At 39.3% G+C, this 25,313-nt stretch carries 29 protein-coding genes, 2 tRNA genes and 1 riboswitch; of the genes, 13 read left to right on the top strand and 18 right to left on the bottom strand.

Going from position 1 to position 25,313, the window contains the following annotated elements:
- Positions 1-3: 3 nt before the first annotated feature.
- The 3 genes from apaH to DXZ23_RS11255 all read right to left on the bottom strand — a co-directional run bounded on the left by apaH (position 4) and on the right by DXZ23_RS11255 (position 2,734).
- Positions 4-825: a bis(5'-nucleosyl)-tetraphosphatase (symmetrical) ApaH gene (gene apaH, locus DXZ23_RS11265; protein ID WP_017807070.1), complete on the bottom strand. Its 822-nt coding sequence runs from the start codon at positions 823-825 to the stop codon at positions 4-6.
- Positions 826-850: 25 nt separating this feature from the next.
- A complete protein-coding gene (rsmA, locus tag DXZ23_RS11260; RefSeq protein WP_017807071.1) occupies positions 851-1,705 on the bottom strand; it encodes a 16S rRNA (adenine(1518)-N(6)/adenine(1519)-N(6))-dimethyltransferase RsmA in 855 nt (284 codons plus the stop codon).
- A gap of 84 nt (positions 1,706-1,789) precedes the next feature.
- Positions 1,790-2,734 (bottom strand): peptidylprolyl isomerase, encoded by a 945-nt coding sequence (locus DXZ23_RS11255; RefSeq protein ID WP_017807072.1) that lies wholly within the window; start codon positions 2,732-2,734, stop codon positions 1,790-1,792.
- A gap of 112 nt (positions 2,735-2,846) precedes the next feature.
- Here DXZ23_RS11255 and DXZ23_RS11250 point away from each other — a divergent pair, with 112 nt between their 5' ends.
- Positions 2,847-3,506 carry an IS1595 family transposase gene (locus tag DXZ23_RS11250; RefSeq protein ID WP_017805094.1) on the top strand — a complete coding sequence of 220 codons (660 nt, stop codon included), beginning with the start codon at positions 2,847-2,849 and terminating at the stop codon, positions 3,504-3,506.
- Positions 3,507-3,548: 42 nt separating this feature from the next.
- Here the strand turns inward: DXZ23_RS11250 and pyrR are convergent, their stop codons facing one another.
- The 4 genes from pyrR to DXZ23_RS15495 form a co-directional block, all read right to left on the bottom strand.
- Complete coding sequence (gene pyrR / locus DXZ23_RS11245; protein WP_017807073.1) at positions 3,549-4,097, bottom strand: bifunctional pyr operon transcriptional regulator/uracil phosphoribosyltransferase PyrR; 549 nt, start codon at positions 4,095-4,097, stop codon at positions 3,549-3,551.
- A gap of 162 nt (positions 4,098-4,259) precedes the next feature.
- Positions 4,260-4,898 (bottom strand): phosphoribosylglycinamide formyltransferase, encoded by a 639-nt coding sequence (gene purN, locus DXZ23_RS11240; protein ID WP_017807074.1) that lies wholly within the window; start codon positions 4,896-4,898, stop codon positions 4,260-4,262.
- Positions 4,898-5,935, bottom strand: coding sequence for a phosphoribosylformylglycinamidine cyclo-ligase (purM, locus tag DXZ23_RS11235; RefSeq protein ID WP_017807075.1), 1,038 nt, complete (start codon positions 5,933-5,935; stop codon positions 4,898-4,900). Before purM ends, purN begins: the two co-directional genes overlap by 1 nt.
- Before the next feature lie 56 nt (positions 5,936-5,991).
- Positions 5,992-6,171 carry a hypothetical protein gene (locus tag DXZ23_RS15495; protein ID WP_017807076.1) on the bottom strand — a complete coding sequence of 60 codons (180 nt, stop codon included), beginning with the start codon at positions 6,169-6,171 and terminating at the stop codon, positions 5,992-5,994.
- Positions 6,172-6,324: 153 nt separating this feature from the next.
- On the opposite strand from DXZ23_RS15495, the gene DXZ23_RS15995 reads away from it, so the two are divergent.
- Both DXZ23_RS15995 and DXZ23_RS15990 read left to right on the top strand, forming a co-directional pair.
- Complete coding sequence (locus DXZ23_RS15995; RefSeq protein WP_021724621.1) at positions 6,325-6,774, top strand: porin; 450 nt, start codon at positions 6,325-6,327, stop codon at positions 6,772-6,774.
- On the top strand, positions 6,722-7,399 hold the full coding sequence (locus tag DXZ23_RS15990; protein ID WP_256593718.1) for a porin: 678 nt from the start codon (positions 6,722-6,724) through the stop codon (positions 7,397-7,399). Before DXZ23_RS15995 ends, DXZ23_RS15990 begins: the two co-directional genes overlap by 53 nt.
- Positions 7,400-7,651: 252 nt before the next feature.
- On the opposite strand, the gene DXZ23_RS11220 is transcribed toward DXZ23_RS15990, so the two are convergent.
- The 3 genes from DXZ23_RS11220 to dnaQ form a co-directional block, all read right to left on the bottom strand.
- Positions 7,652-7,720: transfer RNA gene (locus tag DXZ23_RS11220), tRNA-Asp, on the bottom strand.
- Between the two features lie 17 nt (positions 7,721-7,737).
- Positions 7,738-7,814 (bottom strand) — tRNA-Asp (locus tag DXZ23_RS11215).
- Positions 7,815-7,901: 87 nt separating this feature from the next.
- Positions 7,902-8,669: a DNA polymerase III subunit epsilon gene (dnaQ, locus tag DXZ23_RS11210; RefSeq protein ID WP_017807077.1), complete on the bottom strand. Its 768-nt coding sequence runs from the start codon at positions 8,667-8,669 to the stop codon at positions 7,902-7,904.
- A gap of 81 nt (positions 8,670-8,750) precedes the next feature.
- On the opposite strand from dnaQ, the gene rnhA reads away from it, so the two are divergent.
- Positions 8,751-9,212 carry a ribonuclease HI gene (gene rnhA / locus DXZ23_RS11205; protein WP_017807078.1) on the top strand — a complete coding sequence of 154 codons (462 nt, stop codon included), beginning with the start codon at positions 8,751-8,753 and terminating at the stop codon, positions 9,210-9,212.
- Positions 9,213-9,363: 151 nt separating this feature from the next.
- Here rnhA and manA read toward each other — a convergent pair whose 3' ends face one another.
- The 5 genes from manA to manX all read right to left on the bottom strand — a co-directional run bounded on the left by manA (position 9,364) and on the right by manX (position 13,873).
- A complete protein-coding gene (gene manA / locus DXZ23_RS11200) occupies positions 9,364-10,572 on the bottom strand; it encodes a mannose-6-phosphate isomerase, class I (protein WP_017807079.1) in 1,209 nt (402 codons plus the stop codon).
- A gap of 2 nt (positions 10,573-10,574) precedes the next feature.
- Positions 10,575-11,129 (bottom strand): DUF986 family protein, encoded by a 555-nt coding sequence (locus DXZ23_RS11195; protein WP_017807080.1) that lies wholly within the window; start codon positions 11,127-11,129, stop codon positions 10,575-10,577.
- Between the two features lie 94 nt (positions 11,130-11,223).
- Positions 11,224-12,060, bottom strand: coding sequence for a PTS mannose transporter subunit IID (locus DXZ23_RS11190; RefSeq protein ID WP_017807081.1), 837 nt, complete (start codon positions 12,058-12,060; stop codon positions 11,224-11,226).
- 13 nt (positions 12,061-12,073) lie between these two features.
- Positions 12,074-12,877, bottom strand: a complete 804-nt coding sequence (locus DXZ23_RS11185) for a PTS mannose/fructose/sorbose transporter subunit IIC (RefSeq protein WP_017807082.1) — start codon at positions 12,875-12,877, stop codon at positions 12,074-12,076.
- A 12-nt stretch (positions 12,878-12,889) separates the two neighbouring features.
- Positions 12,890-13,873 carry a PTS mannose transporter subunit IIAB gene (gene manX / locus DXZ23_RS11180; RefSeq protein WP_017807083.1) on the bottom strand — a complete coding sequence of 328 codons (984 nt, stop codon included), beginning with the start codon at positions 13,871-13,873 and terminating at the stop codon, positions 12,890-12,892.
- Positions 13,874-14,259: 386 nt separating this feature from the next.
- Between manX and DXZ23_RS11175 the strand changes: the two genes are divergently transcribed.
- The 6 genes from DXZ23_RS11175 (at position 14,260) to DXZ23_RS11150 (ending at position 19,248) form a co-directional block, all read left to right on the top strand.
- On the top strand, positions 14,260-15,474 hold the full coding sequence (locus DXZ23_RS11175; protein WP_017807084.1) for a type II secretion system F family protein: 1,215 nt from the start codon (positions 14,260-14,262) through the stop codon (positions 15,472-15,474).
- On the top strand, positions 15,471-16,166 hold the full coding sequence (locus DXZ23_RS11170) for a prepilin peptidase (RefSeq protein WP_017807085.1): 696 nt from the start codon (positions 15,471-15,473) through the stop codon (positions 16,164-16,166). Before DXZ23_RS11175 ends, DXZ23_RS11170 begins: the two co-directional genes overlap by 4 nt.
- 142 nt (positions 16,167-16,308) lie before the next feature.
- Positions 16,309-16,932, top strand: a complete 624-nt coding sequence (coaE, locus tag DXZ23_RS11165; protein ID WP_017807086.1) for a dephospho-CoA kinase — start codon at positions 16,309-16,311, stop codon at positions 16,930-16,932.
- Positions 16,929-17,132 carry a DNA gyrase inhibitor YacG gene (gene yacG, locus DXZ23_RS11160; RefSeq protein ID WP_017807087.1) on the top strand — a complete coding sequence of 68 codons (204 nt, stop codon included), beginning with the start codon at positions 16,929-16,931 and terminating at the stop codon, positions 17,130-17,132. The genes coaE and yacG overlap by 4 nt, the downstream gene beginning before the upstream one ends.
- Before the next feature lie 10 nt (positions 17,133-17,142).
- Entirely contained in the window at positions 17,143-17,409 is a 267-nt protein-coding gene (locus DXZ23_RS11155; protein WP_017807088.1) for a GNAT family N-acetyltransferase, read from the top strand.
- Between the two features lie 196 nt (positions 17,410-17,605).
- Positions 17,606-17,724: riboswitch (glycine riboswitch) on the top strand.
- 162 nt (positions 17,725-17,886) lie between these two features.
- On the top strand, positions 17,887-19,248 hold the full coding sequence (locus DXZ23_RS11150; RefSeq protein WP_017807090.1) for an alanine/glycine:cation symporter family protein: 1,362 nt from the start codon (positions 17,887-17,889) through the stop codon (positions 19,246-19,248).
- 155 nt (positions 19,249-19,403) lie between these two features.
- Here DXZ23_RS11150 and DXZ23_RS11145 read toward each other — a convergent pair whose 3' ends face one another.
- Positions 19,404-19,739 carry a carboxymuconolactone decarboxylase family protein gene (locus DXZ23_RS11145; RefSeq protein ID WP_017807091.1) on the bottom strand — a complete coding sequence of 112 codons (336 nt, stop codon included), beginning with the start codon at positions 19,737-19,739 and terminating at the stop codon, positions 19,404-19,406.
- 183 nt (positions 19,740-19,922) lie between these two features.
- On the opposite strand from DXZ23_RS11145, the gene DXZ23_RS11140 reads away from it, so the two are divergent.
- The 3 genes from DXZ23_RS11140 to rsmC all read left to right on the top strand — a co-directional run bounded on the left by DXZ23_RS11140 (position 19,923) and on the right by rsmC (position 22,471).
- Positions 19,923-20,819, top strand: a complete 897-nt coding sequence (locus DXZ23_RS11140; RefSeq protein WP_017807092.1) for an AraC family transcriptional regulator — start codon at positions 19,923-19,925, stop codon at positions 20,817-20,819.
- Positions 20,820-20,821: 2 nt separating this feature from the next.
- Complete coding sequence (locus DXZ23_RS11135) at positions 20,822-21,328, top strand: DUF2301 domain-containing membrane protein (protein ID WP_017807093.1); 507 nt, start codon at positions 20,822-20,824, stop codon at positions 21,326-21,328.
- 150 nt (positions 21,329-21,478) lie between these two features.
- Positions 21,479-22,471 (top strand): 16S rRNA (guanine(1207)-N(2))-methyltransferase RsmC, encoded by a 993-nt coding sequence (gene rsmC, locus DXZ23_RS11130; RefSeq protein ID WP_017807094.1) that lies wholly within the window; start codon positions 21,479-21,481, stop codon positions 22,469-22,471.
- A 24-nt stretch (positions 22,472-22,495) separates the two neighbouring features.
- Here the strand turns inward: rsmC and DXZ23_RS11125 are convergent, their stop codons facing one another.
- Together DXZ23_RS11125 and DXZ23_RS11120 are read right to left on the bottom strand one after the other, a co-directional pair.
- Positions 22,496-23,155, bottom strand: coding sequence for an IS1595 family transposase (locus tag DXZ23_RS11125; RefSeq protein WP_114995509.1), 660 nt, complete (start codon positions 23,153-23,155; stop codon positions 22,496-22,498).
- 209 nt (positions 23,156-23,364) lie between these two features.
- Positions 23,365-25,152, bottom strand: coding sequence for an ABC transporter ATP-binding protein/permease (locus DXZ23_RS11120; protein WP_017807025.1), 1,788 nt, complete (start codon positions 25,150-25,152; stop codon positions 23,365-23,367).
- Positions 25,153-25,313 lie beyond the last annotated feature (161 nt).

Here is a 25,313-nt window from a genome sequence, read left to right as displayed (position 1 = left end):
AGGTTAAGTGTATTGTTTCATTGCAGGTTGAGTAAAATACTGTTTATCTTCCCAGCGTAGCATTGTCATTCGATTGCCCCACACGCAGCCCGTATCTAGTGCGTAAATATTGGCTGGGGTTGGCGTATCAACCAAGCTCGCCCAATGCCCGAAAACGAGATTTTCTGTTTTGAATAAAGGATTATCCAAGTTAAACCAAGGGGTTAGCTCAGAGGGGGCTTGATCCACAGGGGCTTTGCAATCAAAATCAAGGCGGTGATCGTAATAGCAAAAACGCATTCGTGTGAACACGTTGATAATATAACGCAGGCGAACAATGCCTTGTAAATCAGGCGACCAGCGGTCTGGCTGGTTGTCATACATTTGACTGATCATTGCATAATAATCCCCCTGCCGTAGCACCGTTTCCACTTCCGCGGCACAGGCTTTTGCTGTTGCAAGATCCCAATCGGGGGAAATCCCTGCGTGGGTGAGGACGAAGCCCACTTGTTTATTGTGGATAAGCAAGGGTTGCTGGCGTAGCCAGTCAATCAGTTCCTGAAAATCGGGAGCGTTGAAGATGGCATCAACGCGATCTTTCGGCTTGACCTTTTTAATCCTAAGTGCGGTGGAAATTAGGTGCAAATCGTGGTTGCCGAGTACGCTATGTGCGGCGTTACCTAGTGATTTCACCAACCGCAAACATTCGAGAGATTTATCCCCGCGTGCCACCAAATCGCCCACGAGATAAAGCTGATCTGTGGCGGGATCAAACCGCACTTTTTCTAATAAAAGGCTAAATTCGTCATAACAGCCTTGTAAATCACCGATTAAATAGGTCGCCATTTTTGCCTCTGGTTTACGATTATTCTTACTCTAAATCCGTAAGCTCTGCCTTGTCTTGCACGGGATTATCCGCTAGCCAATTTGCTAAGCGAGCATAATCGGCAATCGACAGATTTTCTGCCCGAGCATTTAAATCAACCCCAAGTGCGGTGAGATCTTCCGCAGAAAATAGCGTAGAAAGGGCATTACGCAAGGTTTTGCGGCGTTGATTAAAGGCTTGGGTACAAACGCGGTTTAGCCAATACAAATCTTTAACGGGGTGTGGCAAGGTGCTGTGGGGAATTAACCGCACCACCGCAGAATCCACTTTCGGTGCAGGTTTAAAAGCCGTTGGCGGCACTTCCAGCACGGGCATCACTTGGCAAAAATACTGTGCCATAATGGTTAAGCGTCCGTAAGCTTTGCTATTCGGTGCAGCACAAAGGCGTTTAACCACTTCTTTTTGCAACATAAAGTGCATATCTTGAATTTGTTCGCAATAGTTGAATAAATGGAACATTAATGGCGTAGAAATGTTGTATGGCAGGTTGCCGAAAATGCGTAATTTTTGATTTTTTTCTGCTAAATGCTCATCGCGATAAAGCTCGGCAAAATCAAACTGCATTGCGTCCGCCTCGATCACGGTCAATTTTTGATGTAAGAAAGGGTGATGGCGTAGGCGATGTGCGAGATCGCGATCTAGCTCAACCACAGTCAAATGGGAAACTCGCTCAGCCACAGGCTCAGTTAATGCCCCTAGACCGGGTCCAATTTCTACCAAGAATTGATCGGGTTGCGGATAAATTGCCGCAACAATACTTTGAATAATATTATCGTCAGATAAAAAGTTCTGCCCGAAACGTTTACGGGCGGTATGCCCTAAATGTCTTTTTGAGTTCATTGTTTGTATTGTATCGAAAAAAATTGGCTTTATTATAAAACAAAATCCCAACCTTAGGGCTGGGATTTTTCATTTAAATACAGATTAGTTGAAGTATTTAATATCGGCATTTTTACGTAAAATTTTAACCCAATCTTTGGAAACATCTTGTAGTTGTTTATTTACCAATTTCTGGTAGGCCTCCTGCATATAAATATCTTTAGTGCTATCTACTTGACGAGTATTCGTTACTTCCAATATATGCCAGCCAAATTCTGTTTTAAAGGGCAAAGAAATTTTTCCTTTTGGCGTTGTTAATACGACTCTTGCAAAAGGAGGAACATAGGTTTCTGGAAAAGCAAAGCCTAAATTTCCTCCATTTGCACCTGATAGATAATCTTTAGAGTATTTTAATGCGGCTTCTTCAAAAGTCATCTTATTATTTAAAATATCAGAACGAATTTTAGTCAATAGTGCTTTTGCTTGAGTGTCATTCAATAATGGTGTCAATTTTAATAAAATATGATGAACTTGATATTCTGTTGCAGTTGCTTTCTTTTCTTGACCTAATTCTTTAGCTTGAGCGAATAATTTATTGCCAAGTTCTTGGACTTCCTCGTGGCTCACTTCCAAACTTTTTCCAATGGCTTGGTTTCGAACCTCAGACATTAATAACTGATTAGCAATCTGATTACGGTATTGCTGGTAATTAATGCCTTGATAATCTAGTGCATCTAATAATTGCCCAAAAGTCAATCCATTACTTGCAGCGATATCTTCAATAACTTTATCTACTTGTGCATTAGTCACGCTTATTCCGGAGTTTTTAATAGCTTGATTAACCAAAATATCATCAATAATATTATCTAAAGCTACTTTGCGATTATTCTCAGTATAGGCTTTCTTTCTTAAAGCCGTTTTTACTTGGCTCTCAAGAATTGGGACACCATTTACACTTGCGATTACAGCATCTGATGAATAACTATGAGTGGAAATAAAGAGCAATCCAAATAAGGTGATAAAAATACCTTTAATATTATATCGTTTCATATACATCCATTGATAAAGTGATTTATTTTACATTTAGAGTATTAATTGATTAAAAGGTTCATTAATTCTTTTTGGGGCTGTAGTAGATTAGTAACAATGCTATACTACAAAAATGAAGATAACATATTGTAAATTAAAGCAATCCATACAGAAAAAACTGCTTGAGTTTTTTGTCGCAGAAGTTACTGCAAGAACAGCAGCAAATTTGCTAGATATTCAACCGAATACAGCCGCTTTGTTCTACCATAAAATCAGGCTTGTGATTGGCTATCATTTATCCCTTGAAGTTAACGAGATTTTTGAGGGGGAAATTGAACTAGACGAAAGCTATTTTGGTGGTCATCGAAAGGGAAAACGAGGACGAGGACGAGGAGCGGCTGGAAAAGTTGCTGTTTTTGGGTTACTAAAACGACAAGGAAAGGTATTTACTGTTGTGGTTGAAAACACCAAGAGTGAAACATTACTCCCTGTTATTAAAAGAAAAATCAAGCCTGATAGCTGGGTTTATACGGACACTTATCGCAGTTATGATGCGCTTGATGTGAGTGAATTTCACCACGAACGAATCAATCATTCCGAGCTATTTGCGGTGAAACAAAATCATATTAATGGCATTGAAAATTTTTGGAATCAGGCGAAGCGGATACTGCGAAAATATAATGGAATTAACCGAAAAAACTTTCCTTTATTCTTGAAGGAATGTGAATTTCGGTTTAACTTTGGGACACCAAAAGAGCAGTTAAAAATATTGCGAAAATGGTGTGAAATTTAGGGCTAATCTACTACAGCCCCTTCTTTTTTATTGAGCCTAAAATCAATTTTCCTTTGATACTAATGCCACTTGATAACGCTGATCAAACTTCATAGTGCGAACTTGCACTTTTTCCGTGCGGCTGGTTGGCACATTTTTGCCAACATAATCGGCACGGATTGGCAATTCACGATGTCCGCGATCAACAAAAATCACCAATTCTACTTTTGCAGCTCGCCCAAAATCAATTAAGGCATCAAGTGCAGCACGGATTGTCCGCCCCGTAAATAAGACATCGTCTACCAAAATCACAATCTTATTTTGAATGCTCACATAATTTGACGCACCGCTATACACGGGGGATTGGCTCTGTGGTTCAACATATTCTAAATCATCGCGGTAAAAGGTAATATCTAAATCAATTGAGGGCAAGGTTTTACCGCTCAAATCGGTGATTTTGCGTTTAATAAGCTCGGCAATTTCTGACCCACGACGTTTAATTCCGACAATGATGAGATCATCCAGATTTTGATGTTTTTCAATAATTTCGTGGGCGATGCGAGAAATGGTTCGCATAAAACGGTTTTCATCAATAATGATTTTTTCTACCATTCGTTATCCTTAAAGCGAGATTAAAACTTTGGTTACTATATCAAAAAATCTGCCAAAAATGACCGCACTTTATAAAATTCTTTGTGAACATCGCAAAAAGATCAAGAAATCTTCCAACTTTTCCCTATAAAAAAGTACAAAATCTTGTTTGTACTTTCTTGCTTAGTCTGTGGCATAGCCGTTAGGCGGCAACATTTTTTCATCTAAATAGGCTTTACCCGCTTGCAATGTTAGGCGTTCGGTAACAAACCAATTAACCACCAATGGATAAATGTGCTGTTCCTGATATTTCACCCGTTGTTCAATATCTGCAATATCATCATCAGGGAAAATCGGCACTTTCGCTTGCAAGATAATCGCCCCACCGTCCACTTCTTCATTAACGAAATGCACCGTTGTGCCGTGTTCTTTCTCACCCGCTGCCAAGGCTTGTTGGTAGGTGTTTAAGCCGGGATATTTCGGCAATAAGGAGGGGTGAATATTCAAAATCTTGCCTGCAAAACGCTGAGTAAATTCCGCACTGAGAATTTTCATATAGCCCGCTAGCACGATTAAATCAGCCTCCAATGACGTAATATAATCGCCAATCGCTCGATCCATCGCTAGATTATCCGCATAATCACGGCGTTCAAAAAGTGCGGTGGGAATTTCAGCCATTTTTGCACGCTGTAATCCATAAGCATTTGCTTTATTGGCGATAACAGCACAAATTTGAGCGGGAATATCGCCCACCTTGCAAGCATCAATAATCGCTTGCAAGGTTTGCCCTTGTCCTGATATTAAAACAACAATTTTTTTCATTAGCTGATAATAACCTGTGCTTCGCCTTCAGCTGCACTTTCAATGCATCCAATTTGCCACGCCGTTTCACCCACTTGTTTCAACAGTGCTAATGCCGTTTCCACTTGATTTTGTGGTAATGCGATGATCATTCCCACGCCACAGTTAAAAGTGCGGTACATTTCATAGCGATCGATGTTACCTTGCTGTTGTAACCAAGTAAAAATTGCGGGCCATTGCCAACTGGCTTCATTAATTACTGCTTTCACCGAATGTGGCAATACGCGAGGAATATTTTCCCAAAAGCCGCCGCCCGTTAAATGAGAAATCGCGTGGACATTAACCTGTTTGATCAGCTGTAAAATGGATTTTACATAAATTTTAGTTGGTGCAAGCACTTGATCCGCAAAAGGTTTTCCCTCAAGCTCGGCTTCTGCTGGATTAATTCCAGAATGTTCAATCACTTTACGAATCAGAGAGTAGCCGTTGGAATGTGCTCCACTTGAAGCTAACGCAATTAACGCATCGCCCACTTTTACTTGGCTGCCATCAATGATTTCTGATTTCTCAACCACGCCAACGCAAAAGCCAGCAAGGTCGTAATCGCCCGTGTGATACATACCCGGCATTTCTGCTGTTTCACCGCCCACTAAAGCACAACCTGCTTGCTGACAGCCGTCTGCAATGCCTTTAATCACACTCACCGCGACCTCAACGTCTAATTTTCCTGTGGCATAATAATCAAGGAAAAACAATGGCTCAGCCCCTTGCACCACAAGATCATTCACGCACATCGCCACCAAGTCAATGCCGATGGTATCGTGTTTATTCAAATCAATGGCAAGGCGTAATTTTGTGCCAACGCCATCAGTGCCAGAAACTAAAATCGGCTCTTTATATTTTGTAGGCAAAGCACAAAGTGCCCCAAATCCTCCCAATCCCCCGATCACCTCTGGGCGAGAGGTTCGTTTTACATCGGCTTTGATTTTTTCCACTAACGCATTACCCGCGTTAATATCTACGCCCGCATCTTTGTAACTTAATGATAGTTCGCTCACGATTTTTTCCTACTATATAGCCTAAGAATTAAAAATTTTTGTGTATTGTACCACGCTTACGCAATCGTTTGCGATAAATTTTCTAGCCCCATTATAGAAATTTCGATGTTCAAAAATTTATTTAAGATAATTATATTGAACTTAACAAGTATATATTTTTCATTTATTAAGATTATTGAATGAGTTGCAGTTGCTTTAAGGTGGTTCATTGCCCAAAGATATTCGTCTTTATTCATAATGCAACATTGTTTTAATTTTTTTTTGTATTTTTTCAGTTATTTTTATTTGACATCTATTTTTTTATGATATGTACCCATTTTATAGTATTTATGCTCTTGTTGTGTTTTGTGAGTAGCATAATTTTTTAGACTTCTAAAGGAATTAAATTTATGAAAAAAGTATTAGTTGCATTATCAGTTGCTGTGGCTACAGCATCAGCAAATGCTGTAACGGTTTATAGTAATAATGACTCTCAAGTGGATGTTGGTGGGTATTTTGATGTTGTATTAGGTAAATTTAGCAAATATCAACGTATAGATTTACGCAATAATGAGTCTCGTATTAACTTTCAGGCTCAACATAATTTAGGTAATGGGCTTAAAGTGTTGGGGTATGCTCGTTTACGTTTTGATGATTTCAGTAATGGCGTATTTGAGGATTATCAAGCGAATACAAATACATTTAATAATCCAGTAACCAATAAATTATGGTTGGCTCTTGAGCAAGACGGAATTGGACGTGTTTCATTTGGTAAACAAAATACGACTGGTGATGCAGTTCAATTGAATGATAATGCCTACTTCTTGGGAGGAAACAATAACCTTTATACGGGGGGGTAATAAAGTTGTTTCTTTCCGTTCAGCTGATTTTGAATTGTCAGCTGGTCAGACATTAGGGTTTGGGGCGGATTATGTTTTTGGTGATGCAAGAAAAGATACAACAACGGTCAATTTAAAAAATGCTTATGGAGCAAGCCTGTTTTATCGCGGTGACTTTAGTGGCGTGGTATTAAATCTTAATGCGGGTTACACAATTGAAAGTAAGGACAATAACTTATCAAATAATGGTACAGGTAGAAAAGATAAAAGCTGGCGTGTTGCTTCCCGTTTAGATTTTTCAGGTGCAAAATTGGGTGTGGAATATGGCAAAACACATATTACAGATAGCACTCGAATGAATGTAATGAATTTCTTAAATACGCATTATCTTGTTGGTGCTGAATATCAGGTTTTACCTTCGTCAAGAGTGTTTACTCAGTGGAAGCGTAAAGTTGAGGTAGGTAAAACTGCACAATACATTTATCGTAGAACAGACTATTACATTATTGGTGCTGACTATGACATTGCAAAAAATGTAACAGCTTATGCTCAATATGCTCAAAAACGAATGAATAATGGTCGCCGTTCAGGTTCTACAAAATCTAAAGATAGTCTTTATGGTGTTGGATTGCGTGTTTATTTCTAAGCGTATTATTTAGAATAAATCAATTTAATCAGCATATGAGTAAAATCGTATGCTGATTTTTTTATTTTTAATTTGTGAGATTTTCTTTTGTGTGGTGAATTAAGTTTAAAATAAGGTGGGTGTCATTTGAGGGGGTAATGAAAGTTATTTCGGATACCAGAGATAAATAGAAGCAGGTTAAATGTCATTTATGAAATGTTTGCTGGTGCTATCAATGTATATTTTAAGTTGTACTTAATTGATGAGGTAATGTGGCGGAACGGACGGGACTCGAACCCCTGCGTGACAGGCAGGTATTCTAACCAGCTGAACTACCGCTCCGAATCTGATATGCTAATTGGCGGAATGGACGGGACTCGAACCCGCGACCCCCTGCGTGACAGGCAGGTATTCTAACCAGCTGAACTACCACTCCGCGTTAGCGAGTTGAATGATAATGGCGAATAGTCATTGCGTCAAGCTATTTTTCCCTTGCTTCGTTTAATTGATTAAGCAATGAGCGTTAATGCAGGGTTTCGTTTTCCATTCGCTTTGTCCATAAACAATTTTCTTTGCTTTTTTTGTTGATTAATTTCAAATAATCCAAATGGGCTTGTTCTTCTTCCGCGTTTGGCGTTAATACAGAAAAATCGTAGGAAAAACTGACCGCACTTCCAGTTTGACTATCTTCCTCAATCTGCAGGAGTGGAATTTCCGCTTCGCTTTCATCAAATAAGCTGGTTTGACCGCCAGTCATTGCTAAATAAACATCACCCAAAATTTCCGCATCGAGTAACGCTCCGTGTAGGGTTCGCTTACTATTGTCAATATGCAAACGATCGCAAAGAGCATCTAAGCTATTCCGCTTGCCAGGGTATTGCTGACGTGCCATTTGCAAGGTGTCAGTAACTTCACAAATGTCACTGGTTTTGACATTACAATGATGCTTTTGAAATTCATAATCCATAAATCCCACATCGAAGGGTGCGTTATGAATGAGCAATTCTGCCCCTTTGATAAAGTCAATAAATTCTTGAGCAATTTCAGCAAAAGAGGGTTTATCCGCAAGCATTTCATCGGTAATGCCGTGAACTTTAATTGCCTCAGGATCAACAGGGCGATCAGGCTTAATATATAAATGGAGTTTTCGTCCTGTATATTTTCGGTTAATTAATTCCACCGCACCAATTTCAATAATGCAATGTCCCTCATAATGTGCACCAAACTGGTTCATACCGGTGGTTTCGGTATCCAGCACAATTTGGCGTTCAGGCGTTAATGGCGTTGTCATTGTTTTTCTATCTCTTTCGTCATTTTTGCGGTATTATCGCCCGATTTGAGAAAAATTTATAGTGAAAATTTTGCGGGATTTATGTTAAAACAGATCGAAATTTTTACCGATGGCTCTTGTCTTGGCAACCCTGGGCGAGGCGGAATTGGGATTGTGTTGCGTTATAAACAGCACGAAAAGCACCTTTCCAAAGGCTATTTTAAGACCACCAATAACCGAATGGAATTGCGAGCGGTGATCGAGGCTCTGAATAGCTTAACAGAACCTTGTGCCGTTACGCTACACAGCGATAGCCAGTATATGAAAAATGGCATTACCCAATGGATTTTTAACTGGAAACGCAATAAGTGGAAATCAAGCCAAGGCAAGCCCGTTAAAAATCAAGACCTATGGCGGCAGTTAGATAACGCCATTCAACCGCATAAAATAAATTGGCAATGGGTGAAAGGGCATAGTGGACACCGTGAAAATGAAATTTGCGATCAACTGGCAAAGCAAGGGGCAGAAAATCCTACACTCGATGATGTGGGGTATGAGCCTTAATCCTTTGCGAGTGTATTCACCGCATTGTAAAGTGCGGTGTGATTTTCACCTCATTTTCACTCTTCAATACTTTCATTGAAGAAGCCTTCTCTTTTTTATTGATTATGTGTATAAGAGAAAAGAGGGGGAATAATTTCCCCCTTTATTATGATTACATCTGTTTCGGCAAGGCGGCGATGACCGCATAGCCCTGTGCCATTCCCTCAATTTCATATTGTGAGCCAGCACTAATAAAAGCGGATTGACCTTGCTTTAAATAAAGAGCGGTGTGATTTTCACGGATTTTTATTTCACCGCTCATCACTAATAAAATCTCCGCACTTTCACTGTGAAGCTGGTGCGTTTGGGCTTTTTCATAGGTGATTTGGGTAAGTGCAAAATCTTTTGCAGGCGTGCTGTAAGTAAATATCGCTTGCTCAATAGGGGCTAGGGGGATAATTTGTGGCACGACTTCTCGGCAGTCGATCACGTTCAATAGTTCAGCAACATCAACGTGTTTTGGGGTTAAACCACCACGAATTACATTATCCGAACACGCCATTAATTCAATATTTTGCCCGCGTAAATAGGCGTGGGGAATGCCCGCATCTTGGAAAATGCCTTCACCTTTTTTGAGATGGACAATGTTAAATAAGTAAAAACAAATCAGCCCCGCGTCTAATTTTTCAGTTGGGATTTTCATTGCCTCAATGGTATAAAGCACCCAATAATCAGGATTTTCAAGGCTAAGCTGATTTTGTGCATAAGCACTTTGATTGGCTTGAATAATTGGGTTAAGCCAAGCTGCAAGGGCTTGCTGGTCGGCTTGCATAATGTCGGCATAAAAATCCGTTAAGGATTGTTGTGCAAGTTTTTCTGCAAGCGGGACGAGAGAAGGGCGAGCTTGCAAGGTTTGCAGAATAGCTTGCTTGGTTTTGAATCCGTGCAATAACCAAAAATCGGACAAGGCAATCATCATTTCGGGTTTGTGATTGTTGTCTTTGTAGGTTCTTTTTGGATCATTTAAGGCAATGCCTAGGGCATTTTCTTTGGCAAAGCCTTGTTCAGCTTGGCTTTTAGTTGGGTGAAGCTGAATAGAAAGGGGCAGTTTTACATCTAAAATTTTCAGCAAATAAGGCAAGTTGTCGCCAAATTGAGTTCGGCTTGCATCTCCAAGTGCGGTGGGATTTTTCGCTAAAAATGCGTTCAGTGGTTCAGAGGTGCCATTTTCTTCAATGATTGATGGGGCAGAGCTGTGATCCCCTAGCCACCATTCGGCATAATATTGATTTTGCTCGGCTGGAATGCCTAGAAACTCAGGTAAAAATTGGTGTCCGCCCCAGACATAATGCTGGAGCTGACCGTTTAATGGGTAAAGCATTGTTATTTTCCTTTTTTATTGGTTTTTTCGCTTTTGTTCGCCGTGGATTTTTGTTTCGCTTGTTGCTTAGCTTGTTCTAGGGCGTTTTGATCTTGCGAAATGCGACCGCTATCGGTGAGATATTGTAGGATTTTTTCCACATCTTTAGGATTTTCAGCCACTAAAGGCACGGCTTTGCCGTTTTTTAGCACTAATTGCAAAAAGCCATTTTCACCAATATTAATGGTATTGATATAAGCATATTGCAAATACAGATTATTTAAGAAAAAGCCTTCTTTTTTCAAAATAAACACAGGGTAGCGGATAAAGAAATGATAAATCATCAAAATACCGAACATTACCAATAAAAACATTGTGTAAGGTTCGATGCCTTGTGGTAGCGCTTGATAAATCGCAACGCCAACGAGGGCGAGCATAATAATGCCTTCAATTTTCGATTTTCGGCGTAAACGCACTTTTAAGATGGTTTCACCAAAGCGTTTTTCCATTAGGAATTGATCGTAGAAAGCATATAAAAAATAAAGAATGATAAAAACTAATAAAGCGGTATTGATCATAGCAATGTCCGTATTCTGATTAGATAAAAAATAAACTCTCCGCGAAAGTTCGGGGAGAGTTTAATTTTAGCATTATTCTGCGTTTAAGTAACGATTAAGCAAGAATACCGGTTGCAGCACCGATGATACCGATGATGAAAATGCCCACGATAATCCATAACGCATTGACGCGGTTGCGTAATAACCACATACAAGCAAAGGTGAACAACAATGGTAGTAAGCCCGGCATTAAGCTATCAAGGATAGATTGCACGGTCGTTACTTCAATCGTACCGTCTTGTTTTTCAATGGTGGAAACCACAAGTGGCACATTAATGCTTGTCCATTTTTGCACTAACGCTCCCATTATGAATAGACCGAGAATTGATGCCCCTTCAGTGAGTTTTTGCAATAAGCCCCCACTCATATCTTGCACCACATCAAGCCCTTTCTTATAGCCGTAAACTACGCCGTAATAACGGGTTGCTAAACGTACAAGATTGAACAAGACGAAGAATAATAATGGGCCAAGGATACTTCCGCTTAAGGCTAAACCTGCACCAAGTGCTGCGAATACAGGACGAGCCGTTCCCCAGAAAATTGGATCACCCACACCCGCTAGCGGCCCCATTAGACCTACTTTGATCCCGTTGATTGCAGCATCATCAATCTCTTTCCCATTTGCACGTTCTTCTTCCATTGCGATGGTTACACCAAGCACAGGTGCTGCCACGAACGGTTGCGTGTTAAAGAACTCTAAATGGCGTTTGATTGCATCTTTGCGTTCTTGAGAATTTGGATCTGGGTATAAACGCTTGATAACAGGCACCATTGAGTAAGCAAAGCCAAGGGCTTGCATACGCTCAAAGTTCCAAGAACCTTGGAAAAGGTTAGAGCGCATTACTACTTTATTTAAATCGCTTTGGGTTACTTTTTTCATTTCAGTTGTCATTTTTCTTACCCCATTAATCTAATCTGTTATCAAGATCATTGTTGCCATTTGAAACCACTTGCACCACTTGTTTACTTTGGTTGTATTTCGGGTGAAGTTGGATATAAAGTGCTGCCATAATTGCACCTAGCACACCTAAGGCAACAAGGTTGAAATCAGTAAAGGCGGCAATCACAAAGCCTGCGTAGAAAAATGGCATTAAGTGGCCTGCGCGCATCATATTGATCACCATTGCGTAACCCACAACGGCGATAATTCCACCGGCAATTTTTAAGCCTGTTGTAACAACTGGCGGAATCGCATTTAACATTGCTTGCACAGCGTCTGTACCTGCGGTTAAAGCCACGATTAACGCTGGGATTGCAATACGCATCGCTTGTAAAATCAAGGCACTGCAGTGAATCCAGTCTAAGCGGTTCAAGTTACCATCTTCAATCGCACGGTCTGCGGCGTGTTGGAAACCCACAGTAATTGCACGCACCACATAGGTTAAAACCTGACCTGCTGCGGCAAGTGGAATGGCAAGAGCGATTGCAGTAGTGATTTCTTGACCACCCACAATCACAAGAATGGTTGAAACCACAGAAGCTAATGCGGCATCAGGTGCAAGTGCCGCACCAATGTTCATCCAGCCAAGAGCAAGTAATTCTAATGAACCACCCACAATAATCCCTGTTTTAATATCGCCTAACACTAAGCCCACAAGGGTACAAGCGATAAGCGGACGGTGAGTTTGAAATTCATCAAGGATCGATCCCATACCTGAAATACAGGCAACGATAAATACAAGAATAATTTGTAGCGTTGAAATTTCCATAATATTCATCCTTTACACAAGATTGTTTTTCTTCAATAAATCCATCATATATTGACGGCTATCGTTTGATACTTTACGCACATCAAGCTCCACGCCCATTGCATCAATAGCTTTGAATGCGTCAATGTCTTTATCATCAACAGATACCGCACTGGTAATCATTTTCTTACCGTCTTTATAAGCCATACCACCAATGTTGATAGATTTCATATCTAACCCTGCTTCTAGCAGTTTTAACACGTCTGTTGGATTAGTGAATAACAACATCATACGCTCGCCTGCATATTCAGGGTTGTTATAAACGCGGATCATTTTATCTACGCCCACAACGTGTGCGGTTACTCCTGGTGGCGCAACGCTTTTCAGCATTGTTGAACGTACGCTATCTTTCGCCACATCGTCATTCACAACCACAATGCGAGAAACTTTGCTTTCTTTTGTCCAGCGTGTTGCTACCTGACCGTGAATTAAGCGGTCATCAATACGCGCAAGCCCAACAACAAGATGACCTTCTTTATTTGGTGTAACCACTTCAGGTTGGCTTGGTGCAGGGGCTGCTTGAGTAACGGCTTGTGGTGCTTGCTCTGGCTCTTCTTCCACATATCTTAAGGCACGCACACCAGTACGACCTGTTTCTAACGCGATTGCCACGAGTTCTTGCAAACTTGGGCCATCATCGCGAGCCATAAAGGTTTCCACCAACATTGGCACATTCACGCCCGTAACAATGTCCATATTGTCTTTGCCTTCCGATACACGGTTCGCCGCATTAAACGGACTGCCGCCCCAAGTATCTACAAGGAACAACACTTCATCACAATGTGATAGGGTTGTGCTGAGTTTTTCCTGATATTTCGCCATAATCGTTTCAGCGTTTTCGCCGAGAACAAAATCAATTGTGGCAACGTTTTCTTGTTCACCAATCAACATTTCGGTCGTTTTAAGCAGTTGTTCTGCCGCCACGCCGTGTGTTGCGATGATAATCGCAATAGCCATAAGGACTCCTTTAAGTTAAGTGATTGCAACGATATAAATTCGGCGAGCATTCTAAACTAAAATACTCCAAAATAATGTGATAGAGATCACAGTTTTTATTAATTCTTCAATAAAATTTGTGAGGAAGATCGAACTTTTACTGTTTTTGCTAAAAAGGGTAATAGTTTTGATAATTTATTTGACGGAATTTTGAAGTAAAACTCTATTTATAAAATAAAAATTTAGTAAGGTAACAAAATATTACATCATTTTCTTTCTTAAATTTTATTATTGAGATGTGGATCGTAAAAAATAAAGTGCGGTGATTTTTTTTTGGTACTATTTTTATAAAATAGATGAAAGATTTTGTTATTTTATGCTTGAAGTGCCATATGAAGAAATCAAAGATGAAATTATTTAAATGGAAAGCAGTTAATCAATTGCAACAAAAACAGCAAGGAATGATTGTCGCCAAAAATGAAGATATAGCTAAAACGCTCTTATTTAATCGAAAACTACAAAATATTAAGCTACAACGCAACTGGCAATTTTCGCGTAAACCAAAATTAAATGAGCTTTATGAATTCATAAATCAATTGGCTTTATTATTGAAAGCGTCTCTTCCGCTTAAACAAAGTTTATTGTTGTTACAGCGAGATTGTACAATTATTCAATTAAATATCTGGATTAGTGAAATTATTTCTGCATTAGATAGTGGATTAAGCTTTTCTCAGTCAATAGAAAAACAAGGTAAATATTTTTCTCAACAAGAGTTGCAACTTTTAAAAGTTGGCGAAATGACGGCATCACTTCCTCAAGTTTGCCACAATATTGCACAATACCGACAACGCTCATTAAAGTTGAAAAGAAAAGTCCAGAAAATCTTACTTTACCCTATAGTTGTGTTTTGTATTTCTTCAATTTTAACCATTCTTTTATTAGTTTTTGTTGTGCCACAATTTGCTGAGATGTACGAGGCTAATCATAGACAGTTGCCTTCTTTTACTGTCTTTTTAATTGCATTATCAGAGTTACTACAAACTTATTTGCTACACAGTATTTTATTGGTCGTTTTATGTGTTATTTTTATTCGTATACGTTTGAAACATTCTCAGCGTCTTGTGCGATTAAAGAACCAGTGTATTTTTTATTCTCCTATATTAGGAAAAATAACAAAACTCTCTCGTCTCATTAATTTTAGCGGGACCTTATCTTTAATGTTGTATGCTAAAGTGCCATTAAATATTGCTTTACAGTCTTTTTTACCTAAACAAGCTAGCTGGCAGATCCAAAAAAGTTATGTGGGCGATCAATTTTTGAACCAAGCCATAGAAACAGCATTGTATTGGCTTAATTTAGGATATAGCTTATCTGATAGCGTTTCTAGCGATTTTTTTCCACTTGAAGCTCAGCAAATGTTAAAAATTGGTGAGGAAAGCGGTCAAGTGGCTCAAATGTTGCAGCATATTTCGGAGAAATATCAACAAGATCTTGATCACCAAGTGGATCTGTTATCTCAATTATTAGAGCCGATGTTGATGCTAATTATTGGCGGATTGATTGGTGCGGTGCTGCTCGGAATGTACCTCCCTATTTTTAATATGGGAGCAATGATCCAATGAAAGAACTGGCTTGTTTTTTCTTCGGCGGTTTGGTCGGTGCAGGCATTTTTTATGCCGTTTCAACCTTTACCGCACGGCTTTCGTTTACTGTATGGAACGATTATTGCCAGCTTTTCCCCCCGCAAGAAACCGCAATGCCACAAACAACATTAACAAAGAAAAAGTGCGGTCATTTCTGGCACTATTTTTTTGCGATTGGTGGTTTATTTGCTCTGTGCGTCCAGCTCAATGCCAACATTTGGGTTGCGTTATGGTGGGCGTGTTGGTTGAGTGCATTGATTTTGATTGGTTTAATTGACGGGCTTTATCGGCTTATCTCCCCCTTGCTGTGTGTTTGGCTTTTCTTGTGGGGATTGCTTGGTGTGTACTGGCAAATTTTGCCTTTAGGCTTGGAACAGTGCGTTATTAGTGCGGTCAGCATTTTCGTGATTTTTTATGGGCTGTATGCCCTTTGCCGATGGGGATTAAAAAAAGAAATGCTCGGCGAGGGCGATTGCTGGTTAGTGCTGGGTCTCGGGGCAGAAATTCAGCTTGAAAAACTACCGCACTTTGTTTTTTTAGCTAGCCTTTACGGCATTGTTTTTTATTTGATCAAGCAACGCCTCGTTAAAAAATCACACCACAACGCCACTCCCGAAATCCCCTTTGCCCCGTTTCTTATTCTTTCCGCTTTAACGCTTGTGTGGTGGTAGTTGCTTCAGCTCAAAATAAGACAAGGCTTTGATCCGCCGATAGTATAAATCGTACAGCAAGGCGAAGCACTGACTATTTTATATTGCTTCGTAAAAATAGAGTGCGTATGATCGCGAATAACGCAATAAATCGGGAGAAAAAATGGGCTATATCGTTGGGGTAACAGGTGGGATCGGTAGTGGTAAAAGCACGATCGTAGATCTTTTCGCGGAATTGGGGGCGGAGATTATTGATGCTGATGTGGTTGCAAGGGAGGTTGTTGCACAAGGATCGCCATTGCTTGCTCAAATTGTCGAGCATTTTGGCATACAGGTTTTACAAGATTCTGGCGAGTTAAATCGTTCCGCGTTACGCCAAATTGTTTTCGGTAATGAACAAGAAAAACAATGGCTTAACGATCTGCTTCACCCTGCAATTCGTAAAGAAATGCTCACTCGATTAGCACAATCGCAAGCCCCTTATGTGCTGTGGGTTGTGCCGTTATTAATTGAAAATCAGCTTACGGAATTTTGCGATCGTGTTTTGGTAATTGATGTCTTGCCCGAAACGCAGTTGCATCGAGCCAGCTTGCGGGATCACAGCGACATTCAACTGATTAAAAATATTATGGCAGCCCAAGTCAGTCGTGAGCAACGTTTAGCGATGGCTGATGATGTGGTGGATAACGAACCCGAATTACCGCAAAATCTTCCTGCGTTAAAAAAGAAAGTGCTAGAATTGCACCAACATTACTTACAGTTCGCGAAAAAAGAAGGATACCAATGACAAAAGAGATTTTTGAAGTGCCTTGTCCTCAGTGCCAAAAAGCAGTGCCTTGGATGGAAACAAGTCAATATCGCCCTTTTTGCAGCAAACGTTGCCAACTGATTGATTTAGGCGAATGGGCAGCCGAAGAAAAAGCCATTCCGTGCGAAACCGCAGATTTTGCTACGAATGAACATTTTGGCGATGATTGGCGAGGCTAATGGAGGCAGAATGAGGATACAACACCAACAAAATCAACAAGATGGCGAGTTTTTTATCTTTGATGAAAAGGGGCAAAAAGTGGCAGAGCTTACTTATTATTTCATTGATGAACATCGCATTAATGCCAATCATACCTATGTTTCAGAAGCATTACGCGGTCAGGGCGTGGCGGATAAACTCTATCAAGCATTGGTGAAGTTTGTGCGAGAAAAGCAATTAATTTTAGAACCAACTTGCAGTTATATCGCCAAAAAATGGCAACGTGAGCTGAAATAACCCCATCAAAGCGTAGTATTGAAATATGTCATTTTCTTCGTGAAGAAGATTGAGAAATTAAAATTATCTTGCTAAAATCCACCGCACTTTTTTACAAAAGTATGTTCGGATGAAGGTAGCTGGAGAGTAGGGAATTAACCCTGCACCGACGAGGTAAAATCTTTCAGGTGCTATTAAGTTAGCGAGGACTGTTACTGGACGAACCCTTGGAGAGAGCCATCGCGATTAACGCAGAATGGACGCCGAAGGCGCAAAAGAGCGGTGTGAAATTTCACCGTTTTTCAAACGCTCAGGCAAAAGGACAGGGGCAAGAGATTATTTTCGGTGAAATGCACGATGTATTTCGTGTTTTTTATTGCTTAATCGTTTAGGTTTAAAGACAGGGCGAGCCGCCCTGTGATGTTAAACTCAACCAACGCGATTTCACCCACTCTTTTCGCCTCCTTGTAAACCCAGATTTTTTACGAGGAATATTCAATGACCGCATTTTTATCATCAATTAATTCATTTATTTGGGGGCCGCCGTTATTAATTTTATTATCAGGAACGGGGCTGTATTTCACTTTCAGGCTTGGATTTATTCAAATTTTTCAATTACCTAGAGCACTCACCTATTTATTCAAAAAAGAAAAAGGGGCACAAAAAGGAAAAGGTGATGTTTCCGCCTTTGCCGCATTGAGTACCGCTCTTGCTGCCACCATTGGCACGGGGAATATTGTCGGCGTGGCCACCGCCGTGCAAGCGGGAGGGCCAGGGGCGATTTTTTGGATGTGGTTGGTCGCCTTGCTTGGAATGGCAACCAAATATGCCGAATGTTTGCTTGCGGTCAAATATCGCATTGTGGATAAACGCGGTTTTATCGCAGGCGGGCCGATGTACTATATTGAACAAGGCTTAGGGATCAAATGGCTGGCGAAATTTTTTGCCGTTTGCGGGATCTTAGTTGCCTTTTTCGGCATTGGCACATTCCCCCAAGTGCAAGCCATCACGCACGCGATGCAAGATACTTTCCATATTCCTGTGGAAATAATGGCACCTATCATCACGCTACTTGTGGCTTCGATTATTCTTGGCGGTATTAAACGGATTTCTGCTGTCGCGGCGATTGTCGTGCCGTTTATGGCGATGCTTTATGTGCTGACGTCGATTGTGATCATCATCTTAAATTGGAAACACGTTCCCACCGCAATCAGTTTAATTGTAGAAAGTGCGTTTAACCCACAGTCTGCTTTGGGGGGAGCATTGGGATATACTGTGATGAAAGCTATTCAATCAGGTGTAGCACGGGGGATTTTTTCCAATGAATCAGGGTTAGGTAGTGCCCCCATTGCCGCCGCCGCCGCACAAACGAAAGAACCCGTACGGCAAGGTTTAATCTCAATGACGGGAACATTTTTAGACACCCTAATTGTATGTACAATGACCGGTATCGTGATTGTGCTAACTGGGGCGTGGCAATCTCCACAAGCGGGGGCAGCGGTAACCAATCTCGCCTTTTCTGAAGGACTAGGCACCGTGGCAGGCGGAACAATCGTTACTATCGGCTTACTCTTTTTCGCGTTCACCACGATCTTAGGCTGGTGTTATTACGGCGAACGCTGCTTCGTTTATCTCGCAGGCGTAAAAGGCGTGAAACTTTACCGCTTTATCTTCATCTTACTCGTTGCTTGCGGGGCATTTATCCAACTCGACACCATTTGGATCTTAGCCGACATCGTAAATGGACTAATGGCATTCCCAAACCTCATCGCATTAATCGGCTTGCGTAAGGTCATTATTGAGGAAACAAAAAGCTATTTTGAGCGTTTAAAACTCACGCACCACGATGCTGATGAGTAATGGAATTCGTTAATATGCTTTAAATCGCTAACCTCGTGTATATGGAAAGTTTATAGGTTAGCGATTTAATATTTAACTTAATAAGCAATAGGTGAATTATACATTAATAAGCTAACTAACATAATAGCTCACTTATTTGCTATTGTTTCTTACAACTATTCATTTACCTTAAATGCTTCTAACGCTCTTAAAGAGTAAGTATAAGCAGCCCCAGCATTTAGGGCGATGGCAGTGGCTAAGGCTGCGGCTACTTCTTCTTCCGTCGCTCCCGCTTTGACTGCTTCATCAGCATGAACAGCAATGCAGCTTTCACAACGTGTGGTTACCGCAACAGCAAGAGCAATAAGTTCACGCGTTTTTGCATCTAATGCGGATGCTTCCATTGCACTTGATAATGCTCCATATGCCTGCAACATTTTTGGATATTTTTTACCTAATTCACCAAAAGATTGTTTAACATGGCTTTTTTCTTGCTTCCAGTCTTTAAACATAGTTTAACTCCTATTTAATTAAATGATAGCTATTTATGGTCGTTTCATTTTTAACTTAAACGATTATAGTCCGTATTATTATGAGATGAATTGTTCGATATGTCTGGTAGGATCATCTCAAGTTTTAGTTAAAAAATCTAACAAAATGCTTTATGATGATTGCCTGTAGTAAGGAGAAAGCCGTTGGATATTTTAGATCACCTCATTGAATTGGCTCAAATTCAAGGAGAAATTCACACACATTGCCTATTTCAAGGAAATTGGCGAACCCTACAGCCAAGTGCGGCCCAAAATATGGGTATTTTTCATATTATTGTTCGTGGTGAGTGTGAAGTTATTGTTAATAAACAAAAAATTTTTCTTAAAGCGGGAGATATTTTCTTTTTACCTGAAGGGGATTTGCATTATATTCAAAGTCGAAAATTTGCAGAAATCACACAAAGTACGATTGAAAAAAGTGAAATTGGGCTATTTCAGCTAGCCACTAATGGTTTAGAAAAAAGTGATTTTGAGATGTTTTGCGGTGTATTTTATTACGATAAACAATCCATTTTATTCAAAATTTTGCCGCATATTTTGCATTTATCAATGTATCAAACACCGATTGAGCAACTTGTGGAACTTTTTCGTTTTGAAGCTGAAGGTAAACAATCGGCAGGAAGATCGATTATTAATTCGCTTTCATCTGTGCTATTTGCTTACATTTTGCGTCATTATATTGTAAAACACGAAAGTGAGATGGGCTTGCTTGCAGCATTACAAGATAAACGCTTATCGGCAGTTGTACGCGAGGTTTTACAGAATCCCGAGCAAAATTGGAATATGGAAGATTTAGCTGAAATGGCGAATATGTCGCGAGCCAATTTTATCCGTGTTTTTCAGAAGAAAATGGGAGTAGCTCCGGGCAAATTTCTTACTCAAGTGAGAATGCAACGAGCCTCAATGTTATTGAAAACAACACAGAAAAATATGCTTACCATTGCTTTAGACATCGGTTATCAGTCTGAAGCCTATTTTAGTCGTGTATTCAAACAATATTATGGTATTTCACCCAATCAGTACCGTAAACAAGGAGAATGATAATGGCTGATCCACATATTCAATCCCCAATGGATTGGAGCGATTACCTTACCGTAATCATTTATCGTTGTGGTTTTGTACTTGCAGCAATAATGACGGCGCTTTTACCTTATTATCCCGCTATTGCTTATTTAGGGTTGCTTACTGCAGCGTTATGCTGTGCCTCATCATTGCATATTTATTTGAAAAATTTTAGGTTTGTCTTGCAATTTGCGACCTGGGTTGCCTTGTTATGTCATTTGTATGGAATGCCACAGTTGGCTTTAGGAGGAGCGTTGGTTACTCTTGGTGGTTTGGCATTTAAAGAATATTTTTGTTTCCGTATCATTGGGCTAAATTTTCAACCCATTTTTCTCGCATTGCTGTGGTTTGCAGATAGGCTTAATTACGTGCTATTTTTCAATGGATTATCCGTGATCTCAGCGTTACTTTTTGCATTACTAGCGATCCAAAAATGGCGAATGCCATTGCATTTTGATATTGGGGATAAGCGAAAATATCAAATTTAATGGTCGATAAGATAAAGTACAGAGAGAAATTTTTCTTTTTAAGCAAAGAGATTGTTGTTTTGCTCGGCGGAGAATTATAGAATTCAGCACTTTCACTCCTGCCTGTATAAAAGCAGGGTTTATTTATTTTTTTATGAATAGGGCAAAACCGTGATTTCACCAGAAAGCCAAGTGCTTGAGCGTCATCTTTCTTTATTTGAAAATAGACATATATTATTTACAGGGGCATTGTGCGATGCTTTTCCACAGCAACTGCAAAATAAAGCAAAATCAATACATTGTTGGTCATGGTATTTTGATTATGCAGAAAATCAAAGTGCGGTAGATTTTTGTGTTGATTTTACTCCGAATGCCGATCTCATTGTTTATTATTGGACGAAAAACAAACAAGAAAGCCAACTGCAATTAATGCAACTTTTGTCTAAATGCGAGCCTGAGCAAGAGGTGCTAATTATTGGCGAAAACCGCAGTGGCGTGCGTTCTGCGGAAAAAATACTTTCCTCTTTGGGGGAAATTGGAAAAATTGACAGTGCAAGGCGTTGTGGGCTATATCATTTTTGCTTAAAAAAAGTACCGAACTTTGATTTAGCTCAAGCTTGGAGATCTTATCGACATACCCAATTAGGGGATTTAACCATATTTAGTCTGCCTGGTGTATTTAGTGCAGCCGAACTTGATGTGGGAACCGCGTTATTACTTTCCACTTTAAATCATCCAATTAAAGGACGCGTGTTAGATCTGGGCTGTGGCGTTGGTGTCATTGGTAGCTATATTAAGCGACATAATCCGAATGTGGATCTTACTATGACGGATATTCACGCTCTAGCTATCGCTTCAGCACAACGAACCCTTGCAGAAAATCAGCTTAAAGGTAAAGTGCTGGCGAGTGATGTATTTTCAAAAATTGAGGGCAAATTTGATTTGATTGTTTCCAATCCCCCTTTTCATGATGGTGTGGATACCGCTTATCGTGCGGTGTCAGAACTTATTCAGCAAGCAAAATGGCATTTAAATACAGGGGGAGAATTACGCATTGTTGCGAACGCATTTTTGCCTTACGCCGATTTGCTCGATCAATATTTTGCTTCTCACCAAGTGTTAGCTAAAACCAATAAATTTAAGGTTTATTCTGTTCGTTATTAAAATTGGGGCTGTAGTAGATTAGCCCTAAATTTCACACCATTTTCGCAATATTTTTAACTGTTCTTTTGGTGTCCCAAAGTTAAACCGAAATTCACATTCCTTCAAGAATAAAGGAAAGTTTTTTCGGTTAATTCCATTATATTTTCGCAGTATCCGCTTCGCCTGATTCCAAAAATTTTCAATGCCATTAATATGATTTTGTTTCACCGCAAATAGCTCGGAATGATTGATTCGTTCGTGGTGAAATTCACTCACATCAAGCGCATCATAACTGCGATAAGTGTCCGTATAAACCCAGCTATCAGGCTTGATTTTTCTTTTAATAACAGGGAGTAATGTTTCACTCTTGGTGTTTTCAACCACAACAGTAAATACCTTTCCTTGTCGTTTTAGTAACCCAAAAACAGCAACTTTTCCAGCCGCTCCTCGTCCTCGTCCTCGTTTTCCCTTTCGATGACCACCAAAATAGCTTTCTTCTAGTTCAATTTCCCCCTCAAAAATCTCGTTAACTTCAAGAGATAAATGATAGCCAATCACAAGCCTGATTTTATGGTAGAACAAAGCGGCTGTATTCGGTTGAATATCTAGCAAATTTGCTGCTGTTCTTGCAGTAACTTCTGCGACAAAAAACTCAAGCAGTTTTTTCTGTATGGATTGCTTTAATTTACAATATGTTATCTTCATTTTTGTAGTATAGCATTGTTGCTAATCTACTACAGCCCCTTAAAATTTTGTAAATAAGTGAAAGGTCACATATCTAGATATTTATTTGATGATAGAGCCTGATTCTTTTCAGGCTCATATCTACATATAGTCATTTAATTCCAAGCGAATACGATGTTATACCAACGGTATTATTTATACTCGCTTTGAATTAACGCTTTATTTTGAATTTAATCATATTCGTTTACTATTAACTCCCAGTGTGTGTCATCATTAATTTTTAAGTGAAGATGATGATGGTTCATTAAAGTAGATCGGTGACCTACACTAATGATTGTTGTGCTAGGAAGTGATGTTTTTAGTAAATAATACATTGCTTCTTCTAAGCCTTCGTCCATACTTGCGGTGGCTTCATCAAGAAAGGCGACTCGTGGCTTATGTAATAATAATCGAGCAAATGCTAAACGTTGTTGCTCGCCTAAAGAAAGTATTTGAGTCCAATCATTTTCTTCTTTCAGTCTATTGACAAGATGTCCTAAATTGACTTTATGCATAATTTCTATAATTGGGGTCATATCCTGTGAATCGTTGATTTTTTCAGGATAATATATCGCATCAATGAGTTTTCCTTGTGGTAAATAAGGCTTCTGTGAGAGAAACAATGCTTTTTGTGGACAAATAATATCGCCCTCTGAATAGGGCCATAATCCGGCTATCGTGCGTAATAATGTTGTTTTTCCTACACCAGAACGTCCCTGAATTAATAAACTTTCTCCTAAAGGTAATGTGAAATTTAAATCTGAAATAAGCGTTTTATTATCAGGTCTTTTAATTGTTAAATTATGAAAGATAATTTCTCCATCGCTATCTTGTATTTGTGATTGTTGAATGGTTGTATTAATAGCCGTATGAAAACCTGTTAAACGATCGAGTACTGCTCGATAAGCTGCAAAATCATCATAAGAATTACGATAAAATGATAATGATGATTGCACTTTACCAAATGCTTGGGCTGTTTGAATTAGATCTCCTAATTTAATTTGTTGATTAAAATAACGGACAGCTTGAATTAAAAAAGGAAAAATTACCGAAACCTGTGAAACTGTTAAATTAAAACCTGATAACTTTAATGTTCGATAAATCAGTTGCCAAATATTTGTAATTATCTTATGAAATTGGGTATTTAGTAGATGTAACTCTACTTTTTCTCCACGATAAAAGGCAATACTTTCTGCATATTCCTTGAGCCGAATAAGAGAATAGCGATAGTTAGCATTCAATTTTTCATTGATAAAATTAAGTTTAATTAAAGGTGAGCCTATTTTAAAAGCAATAAGACTTGTGAAGAAAACATAAATGAAAACAAGAAATACCATCATATGAGGAATTTCATATCCTGCAACATTCATTGGCCCAGACAAATTCCATAAAATTGCTGTAAATGCAATGAGGGATACTGTTGAAGAAATGACACCTGTAGCTAAACTAAGTGATCTTTCAATATAGGATTCAATATCTTGTTGAATACGCTGATCGGGATTATCTATTTGGGTCAAGCTATGTTGCGTTTTGTAATAAGCTTGGTTTGATAGCCATTTTTCTAAATAACATTGGTTTAACCAAATACGCCATTGAATTTTGAATCGTTGAGATAAATAATAAGTGAGCAGAATATTTAAAACGTGAATACTTGCAAGAAAAGAGAATAAAAGCATTTGTTGCCAAAATATTTTTTCATTCATATCTTGTAAAGCACTGTACATTGCGTTATACCATTCAGAAAACAGAATATCCAAACGCACAGAAATTAAGTTAAAGAAAATGATCACCCAAAAGTAGCATAAGGGTTTCAAACTTTGTTTAGGTGAAAGATAATCTCGAGCTAAAAGCCAAAATTGCCGTCCCCATCGAGTTATTTTAGTGAGTATTGCTAAGATGAGTGAAAATACGAGACTTGTTATAATTAGGGTTTTAGCTACCCATATCAACGAAGTAAGAACTTCTTCTGACCAGTTCATAATTATTCCTATTAAAAATTATTTTATCTATCGTAAATTTTGTAATGAATAAAAAATATTAGATATTAGAATTAAGAATTTGTTCGAATATTGTTAAAGAAAATTATCCATCTCGCAAGAAAAATGTGATGTAGATTACATTTTTCAATCTTAATTTATTC

Source organism: Avibacterium paragallinarum, from assembly GCF_900450705.1.
Taxonomy (GTDB): Bacteria; Pseudomonadota; Gammaproteobacteria; order Enterobacterales; family Pasteurellaceae; genus Avibacterium; species Avibacterium paragallinarum.
The sequence above is the reverse complement of the archived record's forward strand: the minus strand, read 5'-3'. Positions and strand labels throughout refer to the sequence as shown.